Below are 22849 nucleotides of genomic sequence, written 5' to 3'. Positions count from 1 at the left end.
CTATTGCGCAGTTTCGCCCGTGCCGCTGGAGGCGGTCAGCGCAACCACTTCGCTAACACGCGAACGTCGGCGTCTTCGTACCCCAACCGCGGTGGCCGTCGTGTCCTGTCATGACTGTTCCGAGCAACGTTTGGTGGTCGAACCCGCCGAGAATCGTCGATGTCGGCCCCTCGAGGGCGCGCTGTAAGTCGTCCGAGGGAGAGTTCCATGGTCTCGTTAGGCCAGCAGATTCCCACAGGGCGGCCGCTGCCGTGAAATCAGTAGATACGAGACTCCGGATGATCATGGCTCAATTCTGCCGGACACAAAGGGCTGGTGGAGACAGAGTTGCGTGCCCGAAGTGGCGAAGCGATCCCCGGCCAACAGGGTGACAGCATCCCGGCTACGATTGAGGGCGTGAATGACGCCGCTAACGCTCCTGAGCCCACCGAAGCCGAAGTTTCTGAACAGAAAGCTGTTCGGCTTGAGAAGCGTCAGCGACTCATCGATTCGGGTGCTGAGGCTTACCCCGTCGGTGTCGCAATTACGACGAGCATTCCTGCGGTGCGAGCCAAGTATCCCGAGCTTGAAGCAGACTCGACTACCGGCGATGTTGTTGGTCTCGCCGGTCGCATTGTGCACCTTCGCAACACGGGCAAGCTGTGCTTCGCTTCGCTTCAGGCTGGCGATGGCGCACGCATCCAAGTCATGGTTTCTCTCGGCGAAGTCGGCGAAGACGCCCTCGCGCAGTGGAAAGAGCTCGTTGACCTCGGTGACCACCTCTTTGTCAGTGGTGAAGTAATTTCAAGCCGCCGTGGCGAGCTTTCGGTCATGGTCAAGGAATGGAAGATCGCCGCAAAGGCCGTCTTGCCGCTGCCCAACTTGCACTCAGATTTGAGCGACGAACAGCGCGTTCGTAGCCGCTACCTCGACCTCATCGTTCGCGAGCAGGCACGCTTTACCGTGCGGGCCCGCGCCAAGGTCAACGCCAGCCTGCGCGCAACCTTTGCCGCGCACGAATACCTTGAAGTTGAAACGCCGATGCTGCAGACGATGCACGGTGGGGCATCCGCTCGTCCCTTCGTCACACACTCCAACGCGTTCGATACCGAACTGTATCTGCGCATTGCGCCCGAACTGTTCTTGAAGCGCGCCGTTGTCGGTGGCATCGAGCGCGTATTCGAAATTAACCGCAACTTTCGCAACGAGGGCGCTGACTCAACGCATTCGCCCGAGTTTGCCATGGTCGAGGCCTACCAGGCTTATGGCGACTACAACCAGATGGCCGACCTCACTCAAGAACTAGTGCAGAATTCGGCGATTGCGGTCACCGGTTCCACCCTCGTCACGCTGTCTGACGGCACCGAGTATGACCTCGGCGGTGACTGGGCACGCATTTCGATGTACGACTCGCTCAATGAGGCGGCCGGGCTCAGTATCACCCCGCAGACCTCTGCCGATGAATTGAAGACGCTGGCGGATGCGGTCGACATCAGTGTCACGCAGCCGACCCACGGTAAGTATGTTGAAGAGCTCTGGGAGCACTACGTCAAGCCAGGCCTCGACCGTCCGACCTTCGTCATGGACTTTCCGGTCGACACGAGTCCGCTCGTGCGCGACCACCGCACCATCGAGGGTGTTGTGGAGAAGTGGGATCTCTACATCCGTGGGTTCGAGCTGGCCACCGGCTATTCCGAGCTCGTTGACCCGGTCATCCAGCGCGAACGTTTTGTTGAGCAAGCACTCTTGGCCAGCCAGGGCGATGTTGAAGCAATGCGCCTCGACGAAGACTTCATTCGCGCCCTTGAGCACGGCATGCCGCCAAGCGGTGGAATCGGTGTCGGCGTTGACCGTCTGCTGATGGCGATCACCGGGCTCGGAATTCGCGAAACGATTCTGTTTCCGCTGGTGAAGTAGCAACCATGACTGAACCTGAGACGCCAGACGTGCCTGAGACGCCAGACGTGCCCGAGTCGGCCGACGCGCACAGCGCACGCCCGAAGTCGACAATCACGCCCATGCGCATCGCACTCTGGGTGCTGGTAGCCGGTGCTGGACTGTTCATGGTGATTACGGGCCTTGTTGGCGTTCTCGTGAAGGCACAGTAGTGGACCGCAAATCATCTCGACTCATCATGACTGTGACTCTCGTGGGACTTGTCATCCTCATCGCTATAGTCACCTTCGCTAACGGTTAGGCTGAAGACGTGCCTCAAGAATTCTGGTCGAACGCGATCTTCTCCGTCGTGCCCACAGTCGCTGTTGGGCTCATTTTCTGGTTCGTGATGGCCGCGATCATGCGTTCTGACCGCACCGAGCGAAACAGCTACGCGAAGATCGAAGCTGAAGAGCGCGCCAAGGTCGCCCCTCGCGTCGACTCGACGATCCAGTCTTAGGCTGAACCGCGTAGCTTGATCTCGGTGGGCAAGATGCGGCCGGGCGTTTCTGGGGTCACACCGTTGACCAGTTCAAGAACCATGGATGCCGCCTCACGCCCCAGTAGGTCGGCTGGCTGACGCACCGTCGAGAGTTGGGGCTGGCAACGAAGAGCCCAGTCGCTATCGTCGAAGCCAACAATGCCGACGTCGCCCGGCACTGAGCGGCCGCTCTGCCGCAGCACATCCATAGCGCCAGCGGCCACGGCGTCGGATGCGGCAAAGATTCCATCGATGTCGCCAGCGCGCTCGAGAAGGGTTTTCATTCCCTCGACGCCGCTGTTGCGAGAGTAGAGCGGAAAATCGACGACAAGGTTCTCGTCGAAATCGTCACCCATGGCATCCCGAAATCCGGCGAGACGTTCGCTACCAGAGTCGCGATCGAGGGCCGCGGCAATCATGCCAACGCGCTTGCGACCGGTCGCGAGTAGTGCGCGAGTGATATCGCGGGCAGCACTGCGGTTATCGATGCCGACGTAGTGCATGTCGGGCGCGCTCTCGGGGTGCCCGACGAAGACGGCGGGGAGCCCGATGTGGGCGATGGCGTCAGCGATGGGGTCGTGTTCGCGTGCGGAGACGATGACGGCTCCGTCAACGAAACCGCCGCGGAGATAGTCGGCGATGCGGGCGCTATCGCGGTCGGAGCCGATGATGAGGCAGACGAGCTGGTAGTCGGCTTCAGAGAGGCGCTCGTTGGTGCCGAGCAGAATGGCGCCGATGTTGGGGTCTTCGAGAAACACCGAGTGGGGTTCGTGAACGATGAGGGCGATGGCTTTTGATCGCTGCGTTGCCAGGTTGCGGGCGGCCATATTGCGCACGTAGCCGACTTTGGCGATGGCTTTTTCGATAGCGTCACGGGCAGAGTCCGAAACGTAGGGTTCGCCATTGAGCATTCGCGAGACGGTGCCCCGTGAGACGTTCGCCTCAGCGGCAACATCAAAGATTGTTGCGCGGCGCGGTCGGGTGCCTTGTCTTGCCATGACCCCATGCTATCGGTAGCGGGGGTGACCGGTCGGCCCGACTTTCCGGGACTGTTCACGTTCACAGACACGCCGAGAGGTTGACACTTCAATCGATCTTCGCTTAGTCTGTGCACGCTCCCAGAAAATCACATCGATTCTTTTGGGTCGCCTTCTGTGCACGTTCACAGAAAGTGTTTGCAGAATAAATGACTCCGCGCACGAGCGACAGAGTCTGAGGCCAAAGGAGGCACGAGTGACCACACCCCGCGCAGATCGCGTCGCGAGCTGGTCACCCGAATCCCTCGTTCTCGGGTGTGACTACAACCCCGAGCAGTGGTCAGAAGAAGTCTGGCAGCAGGATGTTGCCCTCATGCAAGAGGCCGGGGTCACTCTCGTCGCGATCAACATCTTCGGTTGGGCCGAGATCGAGCCTCGCGCCGGCGAGTACGCCTTCGATCGCCTCGACGCGATCATGGATCTACTGCACTCTGCGGGCATCCGCGTAAACCTCGGAACAGGCACCTCGTCGCCGCCCGCCTGGCTCACCACCGCCCACCCAGACATTTTGCCCACTGCCGCCGACGGCACCCGCCGCTGGCAGGGTGGTCGCCAAGGCTGGTGCCCGAGTTCACCGGAGTTCCGCTCCGCAGCTCTCGGTCTCGTGGAGAAAGTTGCCGAGCGCTACAGCAGCCACCCGGCCCTCGCGATGTGGCACGTTTCGAATGAACTCGGATGCCACAATGCGCACTGCTACTGCGACACCTCCGCTGCCGCGTTCCGAATCTGGCTTCGTGCCCGGTATTCCACAATCGACGCGCTCAACGAAGCGTGGGGCACCGCATTCTGGAGCCAGCGCTACAGCGACTGGAACGAAATTCTTCCACCGCGCACCGTTCTCTCCTCGGCGAACCCCGCCCAGCGAATCGACTTCTCACGGTTTAGCTCCGACGAGCTGCTCGACTACTACCGCGGCGAAGCAGCACTGCTCCGCTCGGTAAGCAGCATCCCAGTCACCACAAACTTCATGGTCACCGCTCATATCCGCAGCCAAAATTACTGGCAGTGGGCGAGCGAGATGGATGTCATCGCCAACGATCACTACCTTGATCACCGGCTGCCGCATCCGGTCAGCGAGCTGTCCTTTGCCGCAGACCTCACTCGCGGTCTGGCACAGGGCGAGCCCTGGATTCTCATGGAGCAGGCCAGCAGTGCAGTGAGCTGGCAACCGTACAACCTTGCCAAGCAACCGGGCGAAATGCTGCGCAATACGTTGACTCACGTTGCTCGGGGTGCAGATACTGTCTGCTTCTTCCAGTGGCGTGCGTCACGACACGGTGCCGAGAAATTCCACTCGGCGCTTCTTCCTCACGCCGGCACTGACACTTCCCTTTGGCGTGAGACCCTCGACCTGGGTGCGAAACTCCACGCGCTCGAGTCTCTCGCGGGCACTCGGGTCGAGGCTTCCGTCGCACTCGTGTTCAGCTGGGAAGCATGGTGGGCAGCTGAGGGCGACTCGCTGCCATCGTCTGACGTTCGTTACCTGTCCCAAGTACATGCCGCCTATGAGGCGTTGCGCGCCAACGGTGTCACCGTCGACGTCGTCGCCCCCGGAGCACCACTCGACGACTACAAACTTGTCGTTGTGCCGAGCCTGTACCTCGTCGACGATCACAGCGTCGACGTCATCACCCAATTCGTTGCGGGCGGCGGCGTAGCTGTTGTTACGTTCTTCTCGGGCATCGTTGACGAGACTGACGGCATCCGCATGGACTCGACCGGCGAGACACCTCCCGGAGCCTTCCACGAACTACTCGGCGCGTGGACAGAACAATTCTTCCCGGTCATGCCTGAGACAAAACTTGTGCTCAATGACGGCGGATTCGCAACAACGTGGGCCGAACATGTTCGACCGACCACCGCGGATGTCGTTGCCGAGTTCGCGAGTGGCCCCATGATTGGTGGGCCGGCGATCACGCGCAACACCTTCGGTTCGGGGGCTGCCTGGTATGTGGCTACCGCGCTCGACGAACCAAGTTTTGCGGACCTGATGGGTCGCGCTCTCGACGAGGCCGGTGTCGAACAGCTCGATCTCCCGGCTGGCGTTGAGGTGGTCACGCGTTCTGATGACTCAACTCGTTTTCGTTTTGTGATCAACCACAGCGCGAACGAAATTACTTTCCCCGCTGACGGCGCAGAATTGTTGACGGAAACTACGGTCACCGGTTCGGTGACTGTTCCTGCCGGTGGCGTTCGAGTCATCCGCTTGACTGTTGAAGAAGGAGCCACGCGATGACTACAGACATTGCCACGCCCGCCGCGCCAGCCAAGGCGGTGATCCAGAAGCCGCGCCTCAAGAAAAAGGCCACGAAGAACCGTGCAGCCGTGCTTTTCTTCATCGCCCCATTCTCGGTGCTGTTCGGGCTGTTCTACATTGTGCCGATCATTGTGGCGATCTATCAGTCGCTGTTGACGGTCGAACGTGACGGCACCTTTGGCAAACCGACGGAAGTCTTTGGCGGGTTCGTGCAGTACGCCCGGGTGTTCCAAGATGATGCGTTCTGGGCATCCATTCTTCGCGTTCTTGGCTTCGGCGTTGTTCAAGTCCCGGTCATGCTCGGACTCGCGCTGCTGCTCGCCTTGCTCCTGGACTCACCTCTCGTGCGAGGCAAACGCTTCTTCCGGCTTGCATTCTTCGCGCCGTACGCTGTGCCCGGTGTAATCGCGGCAGTCATGTGGGGCTTCCTGTACTCACCCAACCTGTCGCCGTTTACCGCGATCACGAAAGAGATCAACTTCTTGGGCGCCGACCTCGTGCTCTGGTCAATTGCCAACGTAGTGACCTGGGTGTTCGTGGGCTACAACATGATCATCATCTATTCGGCGCTGCTGGCGATCCCGAGCGAGATCTATGAAGCGGCTCGCCTCGATGGTGCGTCGCAGGCCCGAATCGCGTGGTCGATCAAGATCCCGCTGATCACTCCCGCTATCACTCTCACGGCGATCTTCTCGATCATCGGAACGCTGCAACTGCTCGCCGAACCTCAAGTTTTCAAGAGTTTCACTTCGGCCGTCACCAGCACCTTCACCCCGAACTTACTCATCTACTCGACAGCGTCAGTGCCGAACGTGAACCTGGCTGCAGCATTCTCTGTGGTGCTCGCGCTCTTCACCTTTGCGCTCTCGTTCACCGTGCTCAAGTTCACCCAGCGAAAGGCTGACTGATGAGTGCCCCCACAACTTCGGCGACGAAGAAGCACCAAGGACCTCGCGAAAGCCTCTTCTCGCGCTCGGGCGCCATGCTCGTCATGGCAATCTGCACCTTCTACTTCCTCGTTCCGATCTGGTGGTTGTTTGTGGCGGCGACGAAAGACCGCGGCGATTTCACGTCATCAGCTCCACTGTGGTTCGCAGACTTCAACCTCATTGAGAACATCGTCAATCTGGCGAACTACCGTGACGGACTCTTCTTCCAGTGGATGCTCAACAGCATCCTTTACGCCGGTGCTGGTGCCGCGGTCGCGACGCTTTTCGCCACGATGATGGGCTACGCGCTCGCTAAGTACTCGTTCCCTGGCCGCGAAACGCTCTTCAACGTTGTGCTGGGTGGTGTGCTAGTTCCCGCAACAGCGCTCGCGCTTCCGCTGTTCTTGGTCTTCAGCCAGGTTGGGGCAACCAACACATTCTGGTCGGTGTTTTTGCCGAGCATTGTTAGCCCGTTCGGTGTTTACCTCGCTCGCATCTACGCGACCTCAAGTGTTCCGGATGAACTTGTTGAAGCGGCCCGCATCGATGGTTCCGGAGAGATTCGCACGTTCTTCACGGTCGCGACTCGGCTTATGACCCCGGCAATGGTCACGATCTTCCTGTTCCAATTCGTCACAATCTGGAACAACTTCTTTCTGCCGCTCATCATGCTGCGCGACGAAAAACTGTTCCCGGTGACTCTTGGTCTCTACATCTGGAACAGCCAGGTCAACCAGATCCCCGAGATCCGGGCCTACGTGTCATCGGCGCACTGTTGTCGATCATCCCGCTCATCATCGCTTTCCTCAGCCTGCAGCGCTTCTGGCGCAGTGGGCTAGGAACGGGCGCGCTCAAGTAATAGCGCCCAAGATCTCTCGGCTTACTCCGAGCGAACACCCGCACCACGAACAATCACTACGAAGAATCACCACGAAGAATCACTAGGAAGGTAATCGCATGGCTAATCGCATAGCTCGCGCCGGAGGAGCACTGATGCTCGTCTCCGTGCTCGCACTCTCTGCATGCTCATCCGGCACCGGCACAGATGGTGGCACTGACGCCGCCGGCTGTACTCCGTCTGACGGCCCCGTAACACTCGACTTCACGACCTGGTTGCCCGGCATGGAAGACGCTGCCGCAATCTGGAACGAAAAGAACCCCGACATCCAGGTCAAGGTTCAGACCGGTCCCAATGGTCTTGGTGGCACGTACAAGAACTTCTTCAACCAGATCGAAGCTGGCAACGCGCCCGACCTCGGTCAGATTGAGTACGACGCCCTGCCCAACTTCCGCGTACAAGACGGTGTAGTGAACATCGCCGAATGTGCTGGAGTTATGGATGCTCAGGACGACTTCATCGACTGGACCTGGAGCCAGGTCACGTTCGGTGAAGACGACGCTGTCTATGCAATCCCGCAGGACACCGGTCCCGAGGCGCTGTTCTACCGCGCTGACCTTTTCGAGCAGGCTGGCATCGCCATCCCGACTACGTGGGACGAATACGCTGAGGCAGCGAAGACGATCCGTGCAGAGGGTGGCTACATCACCAACTTCTCGCAGAGTGACATCAACGCTTTCGCCGGTCTCGTCTGGCAAGCTGACGGCCAATGGTTCAAGAACGACGGTGAAGCGTGGGACGTAACCCTCGACTCGCCCGAGTCGACCATGGTCGCCGACTACTGGCAGGGACTGCTTGACGACGACCTCGTCGCTACGCTCCCGGCCTGGACCGACGAATGGAACAACGGCTACAACTCCGGTGAAGTCTGGAGCTGGGTTTCCGCAGTGTGGGGTGCAAACTCCATCACGAGTGGTGCACCTGACACCGCCGGCAACTGGGCTGTCGCTCCGATGCCGCAGTGGACCGAAGGCGACTCTGCTGCCGGCAACTGGGGCGGATCGAGCACCGCAGTTCTCAAGGGAAGCGAACACCCCTACGAGGCCGCACAGTTCGCTCTCTGGTTGAACACTGACCCTGAGGCCCTCGCTAGCATGAACGCAACGGCGAACATCTACCCCGCAACGAAGACCGGTGGCGACCTGCCGGCCTTCTCCGAAGGTCTCGACTTCTTCGGCGGACAGAACATCTATGACGTCTTCGCCGCTGCTGGCGCAGAAGTCAACCCTGACTTCACGTGGGGCCCGACGATGACGCAGGTATACACCGACGTTGCCGACGGATTCTCTGGCGCGATCTCTGGTTCAAGCACCCTCACGGATGCTCTGAAGACAGGTCAGCAGAAGACAATCGACGCCATGAAGGCTGCCGCGATTGCTGTCAACGAATAACACGAACGACATCGTTCACCTCCGTGCCGCGGGCACCAGCTTCGTGCTGGATGCTCGCGGCACGGGCGTGCCGTCGATCACGCACTGGGGTGCAGACCTCGGAGAACTCTCCGCCACACAACTAGCGGCGCTGGCAGATTCACGCGAGCGTGCCCTCGGGCCGAGTTCCATCGACGAACCCTTCCGGCTGAGCATTGTTCCGTTGCTCGCCGAAGGCTGGAGTGGCCTTCCCGGGCTTGAGGGCCGCCATGATCGCTCCTCTGCTGAACGGGGCAACGACGCGCGCGGCGCGCGAGTGCGCCGGCCGGCGCTGCGAATAGAGGGCATCGAGCATCCGGAGCCTCGCCGTGTTTCGATCACGCTGATCGATGCGGATGCGGATGCGGATGCGGATGCGGATGCGGGTGCGGACGCGGTGGGCGCGACTGTCGCGACGTTGCGCCTGACGATCGACTTCGAGCTGACTGCTGCCGGAGTGCTGCGCAGCCGCTCGCAGCTCACGAACACTGCCACCGAGACCTTCGAGCTCTCGTCGCTGGCCACCATTCTTCCGCTCGCGCCCGTAGCGCGCGAGCGACTCGACTTCAGCGGAATCTGGGCGGCCGAACGCCAACCCCAGCGCTCCGCCATCGACTACGGCACGTGGCTGCGCGAATCGCGTCACGGCCGCCGCGGTCACGATGACTCTTATCTCACGGTGGCGGGCACACCCGGCTTTGGTTTCCGCCACGGTGAGGTCTGGGCTCTGCACCTCGGTACCAGTGGCGATACGAGAGTGTGGATCGATCGCACCGCACTTGGCTTCACCACGATGGGCGCCGCCGAACTGCTCGCGCCCGGCGAAGTGCGGCTCGCAACAGGCGACAGCTACGAAACGCCGTGGACGTACGCTGCCTGGTCGGATGCCGGCCTCGATGGAGTGAGCGATCGTTTTCATTCGTGGTTCCGTGATCTGCCCGCGCATCCGTCGACCCCGCGTCCTCTCACCCTGAACACGTGGGAGGCCGTCTATTTCGACCACAACTTCGAGCAGTTGGCGGCACTCGCCGACGCTGCCGCGGAGGTGGGCGTCGAACGTTTCGTGCTCGATGACGGCTGGATGACCAACCGCACCGATGACAAGCGCGCGCTCGGTGACTGGACCGTCGATGCGGCCTCCTGGCCTGAGGGTCTAGCTCCTCTCGTAGACCGGGTTACCGCCAGTGGGATGCAATTCGGGTTGTGGGTGGAGCCCGAGATGCTGTCTCTCGACTCCGCTCTGGCGCGAGAGCATCCGGAGTGGATTCTGCGGGACGATGACCGGCCGCTACCGAAGTCGTGGCGCAACCAATACGTGCTCGACCTCGACAACCCAGCCGCCCGGGAATATGTGCGCGAGGCAATCGCCGCATTGCTTGACGAGTACGCCATCAGCTATCTCAAGTGGGACATGAACCGTGACTTGCTCGGCGGTTCAGTGCACCGCCACGTGCGAGCCACCTACCTGCTCATGGATGAGCTTCGCGACCGCTACCCGCACGTTGAGATCGAGTCGTGCGCCTCGGGCGGTGCCCGAGTGGATGCCGGAGTTCTGGAGCGCGTTCAGCGGGTGTGGCCCTCCGACACTAATGACGCGCACGACCGTTTCTCGATCATGCGCTGGACAAACCTACTCGTGCCCTTTGAATATCTGGGGTCGCATGTTGGCTCCTCGCCGGCCCATACTTCAGGACGTTCGCTCTCGTTGAGTTTTCGGCTCGCAACGGCGCTCATGGGGCACTCCGGTATCGAGTGGGATCTCACAAATACCACCGACGAGGAGAAGGATGCGCTGCGCGCGTGGGCGGACGTCTACCGTTCGCTTCGCGGGCTGATCCACTCGGGACGGGTTGTTCGCAGCGAGATCGGCACCGACCCGCTCGTCACAGGAATCGTCTCCGCTAATGCGGACGACGCCGTGTTCTGGGTGACCAACCTCACTACCCCTACCGATTCTGTACCGACCGCCCGGCGTTTGCCGGGACTTGACCCGCACCGCCTGTACTGCATCAGCCCCGTAGATGTAGGCGCGGTAGCGGCAACCTATCCGGGCACTGCGCCAGCTTGGTGGCACGACGGCGAGCTCGCGCTGTCGGGCGCAGTGCTTGGATCGGTGGGGCTTCAGCTGCCGATTCTGCACCCTGATGAGGCTCTCGTGTTGAGGGCCACTGCGGTTGACGATCTCGATTCGTGCGGCGCACTCTAGACCGCAAAGGTCGTTGCAACTAGTCGCGCGGCTTCAGCCGAACCGTCGGCAGTTCTGGTGCAGGAAGCGGAGCCTTGTCGCTGCCGGGTACCGTGCCGAAACGGCCGTTCGGGTCATTGCCCTCAATGACCTCGCGCTGCCATTGGGCTCGAAACTCCACGATCTCTTCGTGACTGCGCCCAATGAAGTTCCACCACATGACGATGGACTCGCCAAGCGGTTCGCCACCGAGCAGCAAAAGGCGAGCATCCGTTGTCGCCATAATCACAAGTTCAGTTGCGCCGGGAGAGAGGTACGCCAGGTGATTGGGCGGGGTCGTGACGTGCTCGACGGTGATCTCGCCAGCATCCACGAGAACACCATGTTCGAACGTGGGATTGATGGGCACCGTAAGGGTGGTGCCAGCGGGCACATCAATTTGAGCGCCGAGGAGCGGGGAGAAGACTCGGGCGGGCGAGCTCACCCCGGTAAGTTCACCGATGAAAACGCTCACGGTTGCGCCCTGGAGGGTGAAGGGCGTTGGCGCGTAGCTTTCGAAACCGGGTTCGGTGTTGCGGGCCGAATCTGGCAACGCCACCCAGAGTTGGGCACCATGCAATCGCGTTGGCGTGCTGGGGGAGATCTCTGAATGGGAGATGCCGCGCCCGGCGGTCATCAAGTTCAGCTCACCGGGCCGCACGGTGGCGACACTGCCGACACTATCGCGGTGCTCGATGTCGCCAGCGAAGAGCCAGCTGACGGTCTGCAATCCCGTGTGCGGATGCGGCGGAACGACCATGCGCGTTGTGTCTGGACCGTAGTGATCAACGAAACACCACCCGCCAATAAGTGATCGCGAGCGCTGGGGAAGAGTGCGGCGCACGGTCATCGCCCGTGGCCCTCCCAACGGAACGTCACGAGGGCCAAGCAACTGCACGCCCGTACCGGCTTGGGTCTCGCACAGCACTTCAGCGGGGTTCTCTTCAGGGTTGCTCACGACCGCTCCTCACGTTATTGAGAGCTAGCGTGCCACAAAAATCACGCCACGATAAGCGGGGTCGCCGAAGGCAGACATTTGATCGAGCACCGCGATCGAAACAGGCAGATCGTGAGAGTCGACCCAGGTCTCGCCCTGCTCAGCAGTGATCCACGGATCGTTGAGCAGCACAGTGTCGCCCTGCACCGCGTGAGCGACAACCCAGTGTGGTGTCGAGGCGTCGTGCATGGGTTCTTCTTCGATCAACAGAATCGCAAGCTCGCCCTCAGAAACACGCTGCACGATCTGTTTAATTGACAGCGGGGCAGTGTGCTGTTGGATGCCGCGGCTCGCCGCTTCGGCCCGCGACTGCGCCTGCAGCTGCTCCCGAAACACACGCTCTTCACCCTCGTAGGTTTCGAGGAGTGTCGGTTCGGTGGTGTCGAGGTGGAGTTCGAGACGCACGGGCAGAGTGCCGGGCATGGCACCGTCGACGGGCGCTGAAGGAGACGTAACGGCTGAGGCAACCGCGTCGTGCACGGCAACGGCAAGGCCGATCGGTTCGCAGGCGGGAAAGTTCGTCGCGGCACGCCAGAAAGCGAGTTCGCGCTCACGGGCATCCGCGTCAGCACTTGAATCGAAGGGATCGAGCCCGAGCTGAGTGAGCGCCGTCATCGCCGCCACCGCACCACACGTGAACAGGGTGGTTTGCCCGTAATAGCGCAGTTGAGGGTGCGGCCATTCAGCGTGCCATAAGACGAAACCGTGCACATCGCGAGTGCCATCGGCCGAGGAGATGGGCTCGCGCATTTCACTGAAGCCGAGCGCGCGAGCGAAGCCGGGCAGTTGAGCCTCCGTCGCGAGCTGCCATTTCACGCAGGCGTCACCGCGACGCTGGGACGCGGCAACGATCTCGTCCACCAGTAGTTCTGCTGCGCTACCAGTGTCAGACCAGAGGTCGACGAGCTTCGTGTAGCGCGTGTTCGGGCGGCCTGAGGTGAGGGCGGCGGCAGTGCCGTGCGGGGAGAGGAGCATCCAAATTTGGGGAATGTACGGTTCGCGATCGACCTGCCAGAATTCGGCGCGCTCGTTGCCGAGGGCACTAAGAAGTGAAGCGGGAGCGTCTGCCGGGGCGAACTGCTCGACGGTGTGAGTGGAAGTCTCCACGGGGTCCTTTCTGACGATCTTGGGGGCTTGTGGCGCCCAGATCAGTGCGGAGCTGCTTCGTGAATTGAGGCCGCGACGAGGGATTGGGTATACGGATGTTGGGGAGAGGTCAGCACATCGTGGCACTGGCCCGATTCCACAACGTTGCCATTGCGCAGCACATACACGCGGTCGGCGAGCTGACGCACAACGGCAAGGTCATGGGAGATGAACAGGATCGAGAGCCCAAGATCAACCCGCAGTTTTGCGAGCAGATCGAGGATCTGCTTCTGCACCGAAACGTCGAGAGCAGATACCGATTCGTCACAAATGAGAAGCTGCGGCTGAACGGCCAACGCGCGTGCGATGGCGATGCGTTGCCGCTGCCCGCCCGAGAGCTCGGCTGGACGCTTGCTCGCGAAATCGGCGGGCAACTCGACCAATTGCAGAAGACCATTCAAGTCGGAGGCCGGACGCCCCGCCACCCGCAGCGCGAGCTTCAGTGATCGACCAACACTGATCATCGGGTTCAACGACGAGTACGGGTCCTGGAACACGATCTGCATTTGCTTCGGCGTTCGTGATGCACGACCGGGCGCCAAGGCGACCCCCTCGAACTCGATGACGCCGCTGGACTCGCGTTCGAGGCCCGCGATACAGCGGGCGATCGTGGTCTTGCCCGATCCACTCTCGCCGACTACCCCCACGGTTTCACCGCGGCCGACCGTGATGCTCACACCGTGCAGCACCGTCTTATCGCCGAAACTCTTCGTGACGGCGGTCGCGACGACGAGGTCGGCGGTCGCGTCGACGCTCACAGTCGTGCTGTCCGCAGTAGTGCCGGTCGCCTTCGCCTCGGCTGAACCGGAAACGCCAGCACCGGATGCCCCCCGCACGACCCGAGCCGAACGATCGGTGAGCGAGGGGTCGGCGTCGATCAGCGCCCGAGTGTAGGGGTGGCTTGGGGCGTTGAGCACGGAGCTCGTCACCCCGCGTTCCACGATCTCGCCGTGGCGCATCACGAGCACGTGCTCCGCTCGCCCGCGCACCATGCCGAGGTCGTGCGAGATGAGTAGGGCAGCCATGCCGCGCTTCTCTTGGAGCCCGCGAAGCAGGTCGAGAATCTCGCCCTGGTTGCTCGCATCGAGAGCCGTAGTTGGCTCGTCAGCAATGAGCAGTTCGGGGTCGGTGGCGAGGGCCGCCGCGATCGCAACCCGTTGACGCATTCCGCCGGAGAGTTCGTGCGGGTAGGCGCGCGCGACATCCGCGGGCAGGTTCACTTCGGCGAGGCTTCGCGTGATGCGGGCGGTGCGTTCGTCGCGGCTGAGGCGGGTCGCGCTCGCGGCATCGATCGTCATCCCGATTTGGGTGCCGCAGCGGTGTACGGGGCTCAGGCTCGTGAACGGATCTTGCAGCAGCAGCGAGATGCGGCGACCTCGGGTCGCACGCCACACGGCATCCGTTGACGGCAGTTCGATGGTGGCACTCGACAGCGCGATGGTGCCCCGCGCGGTGAAGCCAGCGGGTAGGAGCCCCGCGATGGCTTTGGCGGAGAGAGTCTTGCCCGAGCCCGATTCGCCGATGAGGGCAAGGGTTTCACCTGGCGCTATCGAGAAGTCGAAGGGAGCGACAACGACGCCAGCTGGCCCGTCGATCGTGAGCGCGGTGACGGATACTTGGGCGGTCATGAGCGTCCCGTCCGGGTCAATCGTTGGCCGAGCCAGTCGCCGACGAGGTTGGCCGCCGAGGCGACACCGATGATGAGCAGTGCCGGCACAAGAACAGCAGCAGGGTTGTCGATCATGATCGCGCGACCGTCGGTAAGTTGGCGGCCCCAGTCGGCGGTGCCGGGAGCGACGCCGACGCCCAAAAACGACAGCGACGAGAAGGCGACGAGCGCGAAGGCCACATTGAGCATCGAGTTGGTGATGATGAGCGACCACACGTTCGGGAGCACCTGCGTGAACATGATGCGCGCCTTGGAGAGCGACAGCATTTGCGCTGCCTCCACGAACGGTCGCGCGGCCTGCTCCATGACCCCAGCGCGCACAATGCGGATGTCCGAGGGCGAGAACAGCAGAATCAACAGCAGCACGGTCATCCAGTAGCCAGCACCGAAGACGCCCGCGACCACGATCGCGGCCAGCAGCAGCGGCAGCGAGAACAGCAGGTCGGTCCAGCGGCCAATGATGAAGTCGATTGGGCCGCGAAGGTAACCAGACACGGTGCCGAGCAGAATGCCGAGAACCATCGACCCGAGCGCAACACACACCGGACCAACGAGGGCGGATGCCGCTCCCGCGATCGTCAGAGCAAGCACGTCACGACCGAGTTCGTCGGTGCCGAGAAGGTGACCAGGGCTGCCCGGCGGCAGGAGTGAATCGAGGATCGACTGGGCTGTGGCATCCGGAGCAATCAGGTTTCCGAAGAGCACCAAGAAGGTGACGACGCCGAGCAAGGCGAGCGACAACCAGACGGCCAGCGGATGCCGGCGGCGCGACCGTGGAAGTTTCGCTAAGACGATAGCTTCGGTGCTGCTCACTGAGCACTCTCCTTGGCGCGGATGCGGGGGTCGAGGAAGATATACGCGAGGTCGGCGAGCAAGGCGATTGTCGCAATCGTCACGGCCACCAAGAGGGTCAGCGCTTGAACGACGGCGATGTCCTTGAACAGCACGGAGCCTTGCAACAGTGTGCCGAGTCCGGGCAACGCGAACGTGGTTTCAGCGAGAACGGTGCCGCCGACCAGAAAGGTCAGCACGAGGCTCGCGCCGGTGACGATCGGGATGGCGGCGTTGCGCAAAGCGATCAGGTGCACTTGGCGGTCGGGTAGGCCGCGCGCGCGACCAAAGGTCACGTAGTCGGTCTCGAGTTCGCGCAGCATCGCCGTGCGGGTGAGTTTGAGGATGATCGCGCCGAGCCCGAGCGCCAGAGTAACGGCGGGCAGCACGAGATGCCAGAGGGTGTCGAGGCCGCCATCGCCCGCTCCGTAGACCGGAAAGATCGGCACATAGAACGCGAAGACGTAGAGCAGGAGGAGGCCGACGGCGAAGGTGGGCGCACTGAGGCCGACGATGCCGAAGCCGGTAGCGAAGCGGTCGATCCAGCTTCCCGAACGAACGGCGCTCTGAACGCCGAGGGGAACGGCCACGACGAGCGCGAGCAGAAACGCGAGTCCACTGAGCGCGGCAGTGATTCCGAGGCGCGAGCCGATCACGTTCGAGACCGAATCTTGCAGGCGGATTGACTGCCCGAAGTCACCGGTGAGGGCGTTGCCCAACCAGATCAAGTACTGCATATACAGCGGCTGATCGAGGTTGTATTGCGCGCGGATGGCGGCAATCGCTTCGGGCGAGGACGCTCGGTTACCGAGCAGGTTCTTGACGATGTCGCCGGGGGCGAGATGCAGCATCGAGAACACGATGATGGAGAGCACCAACAGAATTGCGAGGGTGCCGAGCACGCGCACCACAAGCATGCGGCCCAGGGACCGAGCTTGTGATGCGCGTGCAATCGGGGTGGTTGTCACAGATTATCCAGCGGGGGTGAGCAGGGTCGGCCACGCGGAGATGAACGCGAATGAGCTGTAGCTCGCCATGTCGATGTCCTTCGAGAACGCGGTGGCGGATTGTCCCCACCAGAGCGGAACGCTGATGACGTCTTCTGCCTGAAGCGTTTCGGCCTCGATGAGGAGGTCGATGCGGGCACTCGGGTCCGTCTCGGCGCCCACACGCTCGAACAGCGAGAGCACTTCGGGGTTCTCGTAGTTCGAGATGTTGTAGTCACCGAGCATGTAGGTCGATACCTCTGCCGGGTCGCCCAGGGTGGAGAAGTACCACATGAGGCCAACGCCGTAGCTGCTGTCTTGCTCGAGGCTCGCGAGCCATTCCTCGATGGGCACTTCACGCACGTTCAGCGTGACGCCGATCTTGGAAAGGTTCTCGGCGAGTGACTGAGCGGCGGTTCCGAGCTGCGGCCCAGTGGAAGGGAACAGGATGTCGGTCTCGAAACCATCCGGGTGATCGGAGGCCGCAAGGGCTGCCGCTGCGGCGTCAAGGTCGAAGTCGTACTGCGGGATGCTCGCGAGCAGGTCACGAGCATCATCGGCGCTGTAGACGCTTCCGAGCGACTCGGGAGTGGCGATGGCAGTGGCTACTTCGCCGTGGCCGCGCAGCAGCTTGTCGACAATCGTGGTGCGGTCAACGCTATGGGCGAAGGCTTCACGCACCTTCGGGTCGTTGAACGGCTCGAGGGCGGTGTTGAAGTACATGCCGACATAGGAGAGGTCGTTCACGTAATCGACGCGCATGTTGTCGAGGTCTTCCCACTGGGTCGACTGCGCGAGCGGCACGTTGAAGGCCACGTCGATGTCGCCAGACTGGGCGGCAAGAAGACGAGTGCCCTCATCCGGAATGAACTTCACGTTGATGTTCTTCACCTCGGGAAGGTCGCCCCACCAGGTGTCGACGCGTTCGAAGTTCACATGGGAGTCGGGAACGAACTCGGTGACCTTGTAGGGGCCTGAGCCGAGCAGCAGGGCGCTGCTGGTGCCCACTTCGCCGTTGTTTTCTTCCCAGAACTTCTTCGAAGTGATGAAGGCGGCGCCACCGGTGCTCATGTTGGCGGCGAAGGCTGCGTCGGGGGCAGAGAGCGTGACGGTGACCTCAAGGTCGCCGGTCTTCTCGACGGTGTCGACGCCACCCAGGTAGTACGAGAGGCCGGGCGAGCTGGTTTCGTCGCGCGCCTGCTCGAGGCTGAACACGACGTCGTCGGCGGTCACCGGGGTGCCGTCTTGGAACTGAGCATCGTCGCGCAGTTCGTAAACGTAGGTCACGTCATCCGGCTGGTCCCACGACTCGGCGAGGCCGGGCTGCAGGGCGCCGTCAGCATCGATCGAGACGAGGCCTTCTTGAGTGATGGAGGCGATGTAGTAGTTCAGGATGCCGCTCTCGGCGCCCACATAGAGGCTCGAGAGTGATCCGGGCAGAGCAACCGTGATGGTGTCGATGTTGCCGTCACCGGTGTTCGCGGTGGGGCCGGCACAGCCGGCGAGCAATAGGGCTGAGGCGGCAACGGCAACCGTCGACGCTTTGGCCCCCTTCGCCAGGGTGGGATTGATGGTTCTCATGCGAAGTTCATGCCTTTCGGTGAGCGTTACAGGAGGGGTAAAGGGAGAGGATGCAAATTTCGCGCGTTGGAGGTGCGAGTGCTGTGACAGTGCCGCGCGGTCACTGCTGGTTTTCCGGGCCACCTCGCGCATGGCGAGCAACCGGAGGGCTACGGCGATGCTGGGGGTGTCGGCGGAGTCGTCGAGCGTTGTCGCATAGATGCGTCGACGAAGTTTGGGCTGCAGCTCGAGGGCGACAACGCCGTCGGGCAGGGTGGTGGTGGCAATGGCGAGTTCTGACAGGAACGTCACGCCGATTCCGGATGCCACGAGCGCGAGTGCTGCGCCGGTGGTCGTCACGTCGTGCCGCAAGGTGGGCTTCTCGCCGAGGGCAGTCGCGACGCTGACGAGTTGCGTGGTGCACGTCGCCGGGCCCCCGACCCAGGTGAAAGGGAGCAGCGCTACGACGCTCGCGGTGGTGCCAAGCTTGTCGGCAACCGAGCGCGGAACTATCGCGAGCACATTCTCTGACAGTAGGAAGCGCGAGCGTAGTCCCTCCGGGCTTGTGTGCGAGCTAGAGGTGATCGTGTGGTCGCTGGCGTAGCGATAGTCGAGGGCGATGTCGGCGCTGCCGTCGGCAACGGCGCCGAGGGCGGCATCCGGTTCGGCTTCGCTGAATTCAACGTGGATGCCCGGAAACTCGCGATCGAGTCGCGACAGCAGCGGCGCAATGATGCTGGCGACGGCGGCGGGGAAGGCCGCGAGGCGAACAGCTCCGCGGTCGAGGCCGAGGTGGGCGGTGAGGTCGCTGGCGGCGGCGGTAATGGCGGCGTCGATGCGAGGAGTGTGCCGGGCGAGCAGTGCGCCAGCCTCAGTGAGTTCCATGCCGCGTGCAGTGCGGGCGACGAGAGCAATGTTCAGGCGGGCTTCGCTGCGCTTGAGCTGCTGAGTGATGGCGGGTTGGCTGAAGCCGAGCTTGCGAGCAGCAGCCGAAACGCTGCCGGTGTCGTGGATAGCGACCAAAATGCGCAACATATGAAGGTCGAGCGCGCGCGTGATTTCGTCGAGAGTGGCGGAGTCGTCTGGTGCGTCGTGCATAACGACACCTTATGGCCAAAGTGCGCATGTATAACGTTACAGAATTATTAACTTTCGCTTGGGGTGGTTGCTGACTCCGGCGACTCCACTGTGACGAGCAGCTCTCCGACCTCGCATTCGAGCGCGGCACACACCGCATAGAGCGTCGAGAATCGGATGGCACGGGCTCGGTCGTTCTTCAGGATCGACAGATTCACGACGCTCACGCCGACGATTTCGCTCAACCGTGTGAGCGTCATCCCGCGTTTCGTGAGCAGTTCATCGAGCCGACAGCGGATGCCAGTTGTCTCGTTCTCGTCCGCTGGCGCCATTAGATAAGCCCGTCGGTGTCGCGCTGCAGGCGCTCGCCGAATTCGAATGCGGCGGCAACGACGCCGAGGGCGAGGCCCCAGGCGAGGGGAGAGAAGTCGATGAGTACGCCAAAGATAAGCAAGCCTTCTTCGCCGATACCGCTGTCGCCATTTGCGAGCACGGTATCTCCCAGAAACTGGATGATTTCAGCGTTCGTGATGCCGTGAAGCATGGGCAACAACATTCCGATTGCCATCACGAGCACGCTCGCTGCAAGGGCTGACCACGTCGCGGAGCGGGCAAAGGGCCGCTTCTTGAGGAGCTTTGTGCCGAGCACGAACACAATGAGAGAGAGCCCAATGCCGAGCATCGCGCCTGCGGTCTCCTGTGACACCAAGAGCACGCGGATTCCGGCTGGGAGGCCTTCGATGACCAGCGACACGGACTCGTACTCAGCTTTGCTGATGGCGGCAATTCCGTCGGCGAATTCTGGGGAGCGGGAGTTTGCGATCTCTAGTCCGTCGACAGTAATTTCCTTCGCGGTGAGCAAGTGCACCGATCGAGCTATGAGCAGGATGAAGCTCACTGCTCCGATGAAGAGCGCGCCGAAAGTGATTGCGCGGAGTCCTCGTCCATCAAGAACTTCGAGACGCTTGGCCGCGTGCGGCGATTTCTTCATGTCGAGCATCCTAACGTTTATCGATAATAACGATTATCGTTAACATAATGCTTATCGATGGGGTGCGCAAGGGCGTCCGCGCTGCGTGGTGTTGAGAATGCTCGCTCAACGACTCTCCCCGTGGGTCAACAAGACGTACGCTTGAATTATGAATTTTGGTCAACGAATCTTCGTTGCAGTGGCGAGCGCTGCCGTACTGACCCTCACTCTGAGCGCCTGCACCCTCTTCGACGGCACCTCAAGCAACGCGGGTGTCAGTCAGCTCAACCCCGTGCAACAGCGGGCGTTCAATGACACGGCGAATGCCGTCAGGTTGATTGCCGGAGTTGAATCTGTATCGTCGAGCGCCACCGAAAGCGACGGATGGGGAGACGAAATCTCTCTCGACGTGACAGTGAGCCCCGTAGTGTCAGATGCCAGCATGAGGGTAATTGCCGCGACGCTGCGAAGCAGCTTCGATCGCAGCGAACTAGCAACGGTGCCGGTGATTCTCACGCTGCGTACCGACGGTGCCCCCAATGGAACCTTCGAGCAGAGAAATTTCAACCTCTCGGATGACGCTGTCGTGAGCGATTTTTCGTACTGGCAAGAGGTCCAAGCGGCAATTGGCACAGAGCTGCGGATGGAGCTGTCGCTGAGCCCTCAAGGTGACGATCGTTATCTGCGGTTCCTTTCCTCGCCCCTCGAGGTTGCCGCCGTCGACACGATGGATCGCTTCGTTGAGAACTTTGACGCGCTCGCCGCGGTCCCCGATGTCAACGTCGACAAGTCGTACACAATTTGGGCGGTAGACGGATTCCAGTCCACTCACACGCTCCCGCCGGTCGACGTCGTTACCCTTGTCGACGACATCCGCACGATCATTCCGCTGAACGGAAATTCAGCGGAGGGGCTACTCTCCGCGGCAGGTGGCGAGTCGCTTGAGGGCGTTGTGGTGTATTGGCAACCGCCCGACGGAGTGCTGCCGGCCACAGAAGTCAGCATCAACCGCGCCAAGTTCCGCGAGCCTGACTGGCGTGCTGCCATCGACGTTGCCATCAGGGCAAGCGAAGAATCGGATGTCAGCGTTCAGTACATCGCTGGCAATAGCCAGTTTCGCCTTCTCACGTCTGCCTGCGCGGGGAACGTCGCTACAACGAGTGATGATGAGAAGTTCTTTGACGCAGTGCGCGACGCGGGCGCTCCACTCGCGCCGGATGCTGCGCCCGGACTCTGTCTCCAGAAGTTCTAATTCACGCGAGTGCACCCTGCATGGGGGAGCGCGACCGGGAGCTGTCAGAAGTAAGTTCGAATCATGAAACTCTCCCAGCGGCTCGCTTCTGTCGTTGCATCCGTCTCGCTGCTCACCGTCGCGCTCGGCGGCTGTTCCTTCGTCGGCGACGCAGGCCAGGCTTGGGGAATTGTTGCCTCCGATGCCGAGAAGACACGAAAACTCGCCAGCGTGGTTTCCGCGCTCGAAGGCGTTGATGGGGTCGAGTCAGCGTCATCTGACTTCTCCGCTGATGGCCCAGCAGGGGATGAAGTTCAACTCCAGGTGACCGTGAGCGAATCGTTCGACAAGGAGCATGCGTGGTCAATCGCGACGATAACCTCTGAGGCGCTCGACAGCGTGGAGTTGGTTGAGGCCGTGCCATTGCTCACTCTTCGTATCGAGGGCAACGCGCACAGTGTGCTCACTCGCAGCTTCTTCCGCTATTCCGACGAACAGTTCGCTGAGGACTTCGCGTACTGGCGGGCGAGCGAAAAAGCTGTCGGCACCGAGCTCGCGATGTCGTTGACCGAGGGATCGATCACCGGTTCGTATACGCGCACGTTCACGGCACCGGATGACGTGGACGCTGTTGCCGCCGCCGAACACATCATCGAAAACTTTGCGGCGCTTGCGGCGGTACCGGATGAGACCAACAACCCGACGATCTGGCAGTTTGCGGGAATGCGGTCGTATCCCTCGCTTCCGTCTGCCGAGACTATTGACCTGCTCGACGACATCCGCGACACCATCGCCCTAGTGGACTATTCGCAACTACCGGAGAACCCCGGCCCTGATTACGAGTACCCCGAAGGCGTCTTGCTGAGCTGGAACACACCCTTTTATGACGCACCAACGAGTGTCGAAGTTGCGATCCTCCAGCGCGAGTACCGCACGGCGGATTGGGATGCCGCTCTGGTCGTCGCGGCGCTCGCCGCAGGGGTGCCCAATCTCACGGTCAGATACGTTGCAGGCGAGCAGCAATTTCAGGTTCACACTTCGGTGTGTGCTGGCGAGATTCACGAGTCGAGTGATGATCAAGCGTTTTACGATGCTGCGCTCAGTGGCGGCGCAGAATTTCTGCCGGGCGCAGGCCCCGGTGCCTGCATCCCTGAGCAGTAGCCCAGCACAGTCACGCCTAGGGCGAACAGCGGACTATTTCGCGATTTCTCTGGTTAGTCTCTTTACATCGGT

The 22849-nt window shown here is 61.7% G+C and carries 19 protein-coding genes and 1 pseudogene; 10 read left to right on the top strand and 10 right to left on the bottom strand.

Annotated elements, in window-relative coordinates:
* Window positions 1–52: 52 nt before the first annotated feature.
* A complete protein-coding gene (locus ON14_RS15825; RefSeq protein ID WP_050993006.1) occupies window positions 53–286 on the bottom strand; it encodes a hypothetical protein in 234 nt (77 codons plus the stop codon).
* A 110-nt stretch (window positions 287–396) separates the two neighbouring features.
* On the opposite strand from ON14_RS15825, the gene lysS reads away from it, so the two are divergent.
* The 3 genes from lysS (at window position 397) to ON14_RS06665 (ending at window position 2374) form a co-directional block, all read left to right on the top strand.
* Complete coding sequence (lysS, locus tag ON14_RS06675; RefSeq protein WP_026037573.1) at window positions 397–1896, top strand: lysine--tRNA ligase; 1500 nt, start codon at window positions 397–399, stop codon at window positions 1894–1896.
* 5 nt (window positions 1897–1901) lie between these two features.
* Window positions 1902–2087, top strand: coding sequence for a hypothetical protein (locus ON14_RS06670; RefSeq protein ID WP_010204020.1), 186 nt, complete (start codon window positions 1902–1904; stop codon window positions 2085–2087).
* A 98-nt stretch (window positions 2088–2185) separates the two neighbouring features.
* Window positions 2186–2374, top strand: coding sequence for a hypothetical protein (locus tag ON14_RS06665; protein ID WP_010204019.1), 189 nt, complete (start codon window positions 2186–2188; stop codon window positions 2372–2374).
* On the opposite strand, the gene ON14_RS06660 is transcribed toward ON14_RS06665, so the two are convergent.
* Complete coding sequence (locus tag ON14_RS06660) at window positions 2371–3393, bottom strand: LacI family DNA-binding transcriptional regulator (RefSeq protein ID WP_010204018.1); 1023 nt, start codon at window positions 3391–3393, stop codon at window positions 2371–2373. The genes ON14_RS06665 and ON14_RS06660 overlap by 4 nt on opposite strands.
* A 235-nt stretch (window positions 3394–3628) precedes the next feature.
* Between ON14_RS06660 and ON14_RS06655 the strand changes: the two genes are divergently transcribed.
* The 5 genes and pseudogenes from ON14_RS06655 to ON14_RS06635 all read left to right on the top strand — a co-directional run bounded on the left by ON14_RS06655 (window position 3629) and on the right by ON14_RS06635 (window position 11131).
* Window positions 3629–5668, top strand: coding sequence for a beta-galactosidase (locus tag ON14_RS06655; RefSeq protein ID WP_010204017.1), 2040 nt, complete (start codon window positions 3629–3631; stop codon window positions 5666–5668).
* The gene (locus ON14_RS06650) at window positions 5665–6597 is read left to right on the top strand and encodes a carbohydrate ABC transporter permease (RefSeq protein WP_010204016.1); all 933 of its coding nucleotides are present in this window, start codon (window positions 5665–5667) and stop codon (window positions 6595–6597) included. The genes ON14_RS06655 and ON14_RS06650 overlap by 4 nt, the downstream gene beginning before the upstream one ends.
* A pseudogene (locus ON14_RS06645) lies at window positions 6597–7477 on the top strand (carbohydrate ABC transporter permease). Before ON14_RS06650 ends, ON14_RS06645 begins: the two are co-directional and overlap by 1 nt.
* 98 nt (window positions 7478–7575) lie before the next feature.
* On the top strand, window positions 7576–8907 hold the full coding sequence (locus ON14_RS06640) for an ABC transporter substrate-binding protein (RefSeq protein ID WP_026037572.1): 1332 nt from the start codon (window positions 7576–7578) through the stop codon (window positions 8905–8907).
* The gene (locus ON14_RS06635; RefSeq protein ID WP_010204012.1) at window positions 8891–11131 is read left to right on the top strand and encodes an alpha-galactosidase; all 2241 of its coding nucleotides are present in this window, start codon (window positions 8891–8893) and stop codon (window positions 11129–11131) included. The genes ON14_RS06640 and ON14_RS06635 overlap by 17 nt, the downstream gene beginning before the upstream one ends.
* Before the next feature lie 19 nt (window positions 11132–11150).
* Here ON14_RS06635 and ON14_RS06630 read toward each other — a convergent pair whose 3' ends face one another.
* From ON14_RS06630 to ON14_RS06595, 8 genes are read right to left on the bottom strand one after another with little or no spacing between them, the layout of a single operon-like run.
* Complete coding sequence (locus tag ON14_RS06630; RefSeq protein WP_010204011.1) at window positions 11151–12107, bottom strand: pirin family protein; 957 nt, start codon at window positions 12105–12107, stop codon at window positions 11151–11153.
* A 24-nt stretch (window positions 12108–12131) separates the two neighbouring features.
* Window positions 12132–13253 carry a peptidase C39 family protein gene (locus tag ON14_RS06625; RefSeq protein WP_010204009.1) on the bottom strand — a complete coding sequence of 374 codons (1122 nt, stop codon included), beginning with the start codon at window positions 13251–13253 and terminating at the stop codon, window positions 12132–12134.
* 41 nt (window positions 13254–13294) lie between these two features.
* Window positions 13295–14920 carry an ATP-binding cassette domain-containing protein gene (locus tag ON14_RS06620; protein WP_010204008.1) on the bottom strand — a complete coding sequence of 542 codons (1626 nt, stop codon included), beginning with the start codon at window positions 14918–14920 and terminating at the stop codon, window positions 13295–13297.
* Window positions 14917–15774: an ABC transporter permease gene (locus tag ON14_RS06615; protein WP_010204007.1), complete on the bottom strand. Its 858-nt coding sequence runs from the start codon at window positions 15772–15774 to the stop codon at window positions 14917–14919. The genes ON14_RS06620 and ON14_RS06615 overlap by 4 nt, the downstream gene beginning before the upstream one ends.
* Window positions 15771–16760: an ABC transporter permease gene (locus tag ON14_RS06610; RefSeq protein WP_010204005.1), complete on the bottom strand. Its 990-nt coding sequence runs from the start codon at window positions 16758–16760 to the stop codon at window positions 15771–15773. Before ON14_RS06610 ends, ON14_RS06615 begins: the two co-directional genes overlap by 4 nt.
* Before the next feature lie 3 nt (window positions 16761–16763).
* Window positions 16764–19436 (bottom strand): ABC transporter substrate-binding protein, encoded by a 2673-nt coding sequence (locus tag ON14_RS06605; protein ID WP_010204003.1) that lies wholly within the window; start codon window positions 19434–19436, stop codon window positions 16764–16766.
* A 47-nt stretch (window positions 19437–19483) separates the two neighbouring features.
* Window positions 19484–19747 carry a helix-turn-helix domain-containing protein gene (locus tag ON14_RS06600; protein ID WP_010204002.1) on the bottom strand — a complete coding sequence of 88 codons (264 nt, stop codon included), beginning with the start codon at window positions 19745–19747 and terminating at the stop codon, window positions 19484–19486.
* On the bottom strand, window positions 19747–20406 hold the full coding sequence (locus tag ON14_RS06595) for a hypothetical protein (RefSeq protein ID WP_010204001.1): 660 nt from the start codon (window positions 20404–20406) through the stop codon (window positions 19747–19749). The genes ON14_RS06600 and ON14_RS06595 overlap by 1 nt, the downstream gene beginning before the upstream one ends.
* A 148-nt stretch (window positions 20407–20554) precedes the next feature.
* Between ON14_RS06595 and ON14_RS06590 the strand changes: the two genes are divergently transcribed.
* Window positions 20555–21637, top strand: coding sequence for a hypothetical protein (locus ON14_RS06590; protein ID WP_010204000.1), 1083 nt, complete (start codon window positions 20555–20557; stop codon window positions 21635–21637).
* Between the two features lie 63 nt (window positions 21638–21700).
* On the top strand, window positions 21701–22777 hold the full coding sequence (locus tag ON14_RS06585; protein WP_010203999.1) for a hypothetical protein: 1077 nt from the start codon (window positions 21701–21703) through the stop codon (window positions 22775–22777).
* The last annotated feature ends 72 nt before the right edge of the window (window positions 22778–22849 follow it).

Origin of the sequence: Salinibacterium sp. PAMC 21357, assembly GCF_000247645.1 — a bacterium.
GTDB lineage: Bacteria > Actinomycetota > Actinomycetes > Actinomycetales > Microbacteriaceae > Rhodoglobus.
The sequence above is the reverse complement of the archived record's forward strand: the minus strand, read 5'-3'. Positions and strand labels throughout refer to the sequence as shown.

Bases quoted from the DNA above. Each gene is read 5' to 3' on its own strand.
- ON14_RS06660 (WP_010204018.1), bottom strand. From the start codon at position 3,393: ATGGCAAGACAAGGCACCCGACCGCGCCGCGCAACAATCTTTGATGTT.
- ON14_RS06605 (WP_010204003.1), bottom strand. From the start codon at position 19,436: ATGCACGACGCACCAGACGACTCCGCCACTCTCGACGAAATCACGCGC.
- ON14_RS06670 (WP_010204020.1), top strand. From the start codon at position 1,902: ATGACTGAACCTGAGACGCCAGACGTGCCTGAGACGCCAGACGTGCCC.
- ON14_RS15825 (WP_050993006.1), bottom strand. From the start codon at position 286: ATGATCATCCGGAGTCTCGTATCTACTGATTTCACGGCAGCGGCCGCC.
- ON14_RS06595 (WP_010204001.1), bottom strand. From the start codon at position 20,406: ATGAAGAAATCGCCGCACGCGGCCAAGCGTCTCGAAGTTCTTGATGGA.
- ON14_RS06585 (WP_010203999.1), top strand. From the start codon at position 21,701: ATGAAACTCTCCCAGCGGCTCGCTTCTGTCGTTGCATCCGTCTCGCTG.
- ON14_RS06600 (WP_010204002.1), bottom strand. From the start codon at position 19,747: ATGGCGCCAGCGGACGAGAACGAGACAACTGGCATCCGCTGTCGGCTC.
- ON14_RS06590 (WP_010204000.1), top strand. From the start codon at position 20,555: ATGAATTTTGGTCAACGAATCTTCGTTGCAGTGGCGAGCGCTGCCGTA.
- ON14_RS06640 (WP_026037572.1), top strand. From the start codon at position 7,576: ATGGCTAATCGCATAGCTCGCGCCGGAGGAGCACTGATGCTCGTCTCC.
- ON14_RS06650 (WP_010204016.1), top strand. From the start codon at position 5,665: ATGACTACAGACATTGCCACGCCCGCCGCGCCAGCCAAGGCGGTGATC.
- ON14_RS06620 (WP_010204008.1), bottom strand. From the start codon at position 14,920: ATGACCGCCCAAGTATCCGTCACCGCGCTCACGATCGACGGGCCAGCT.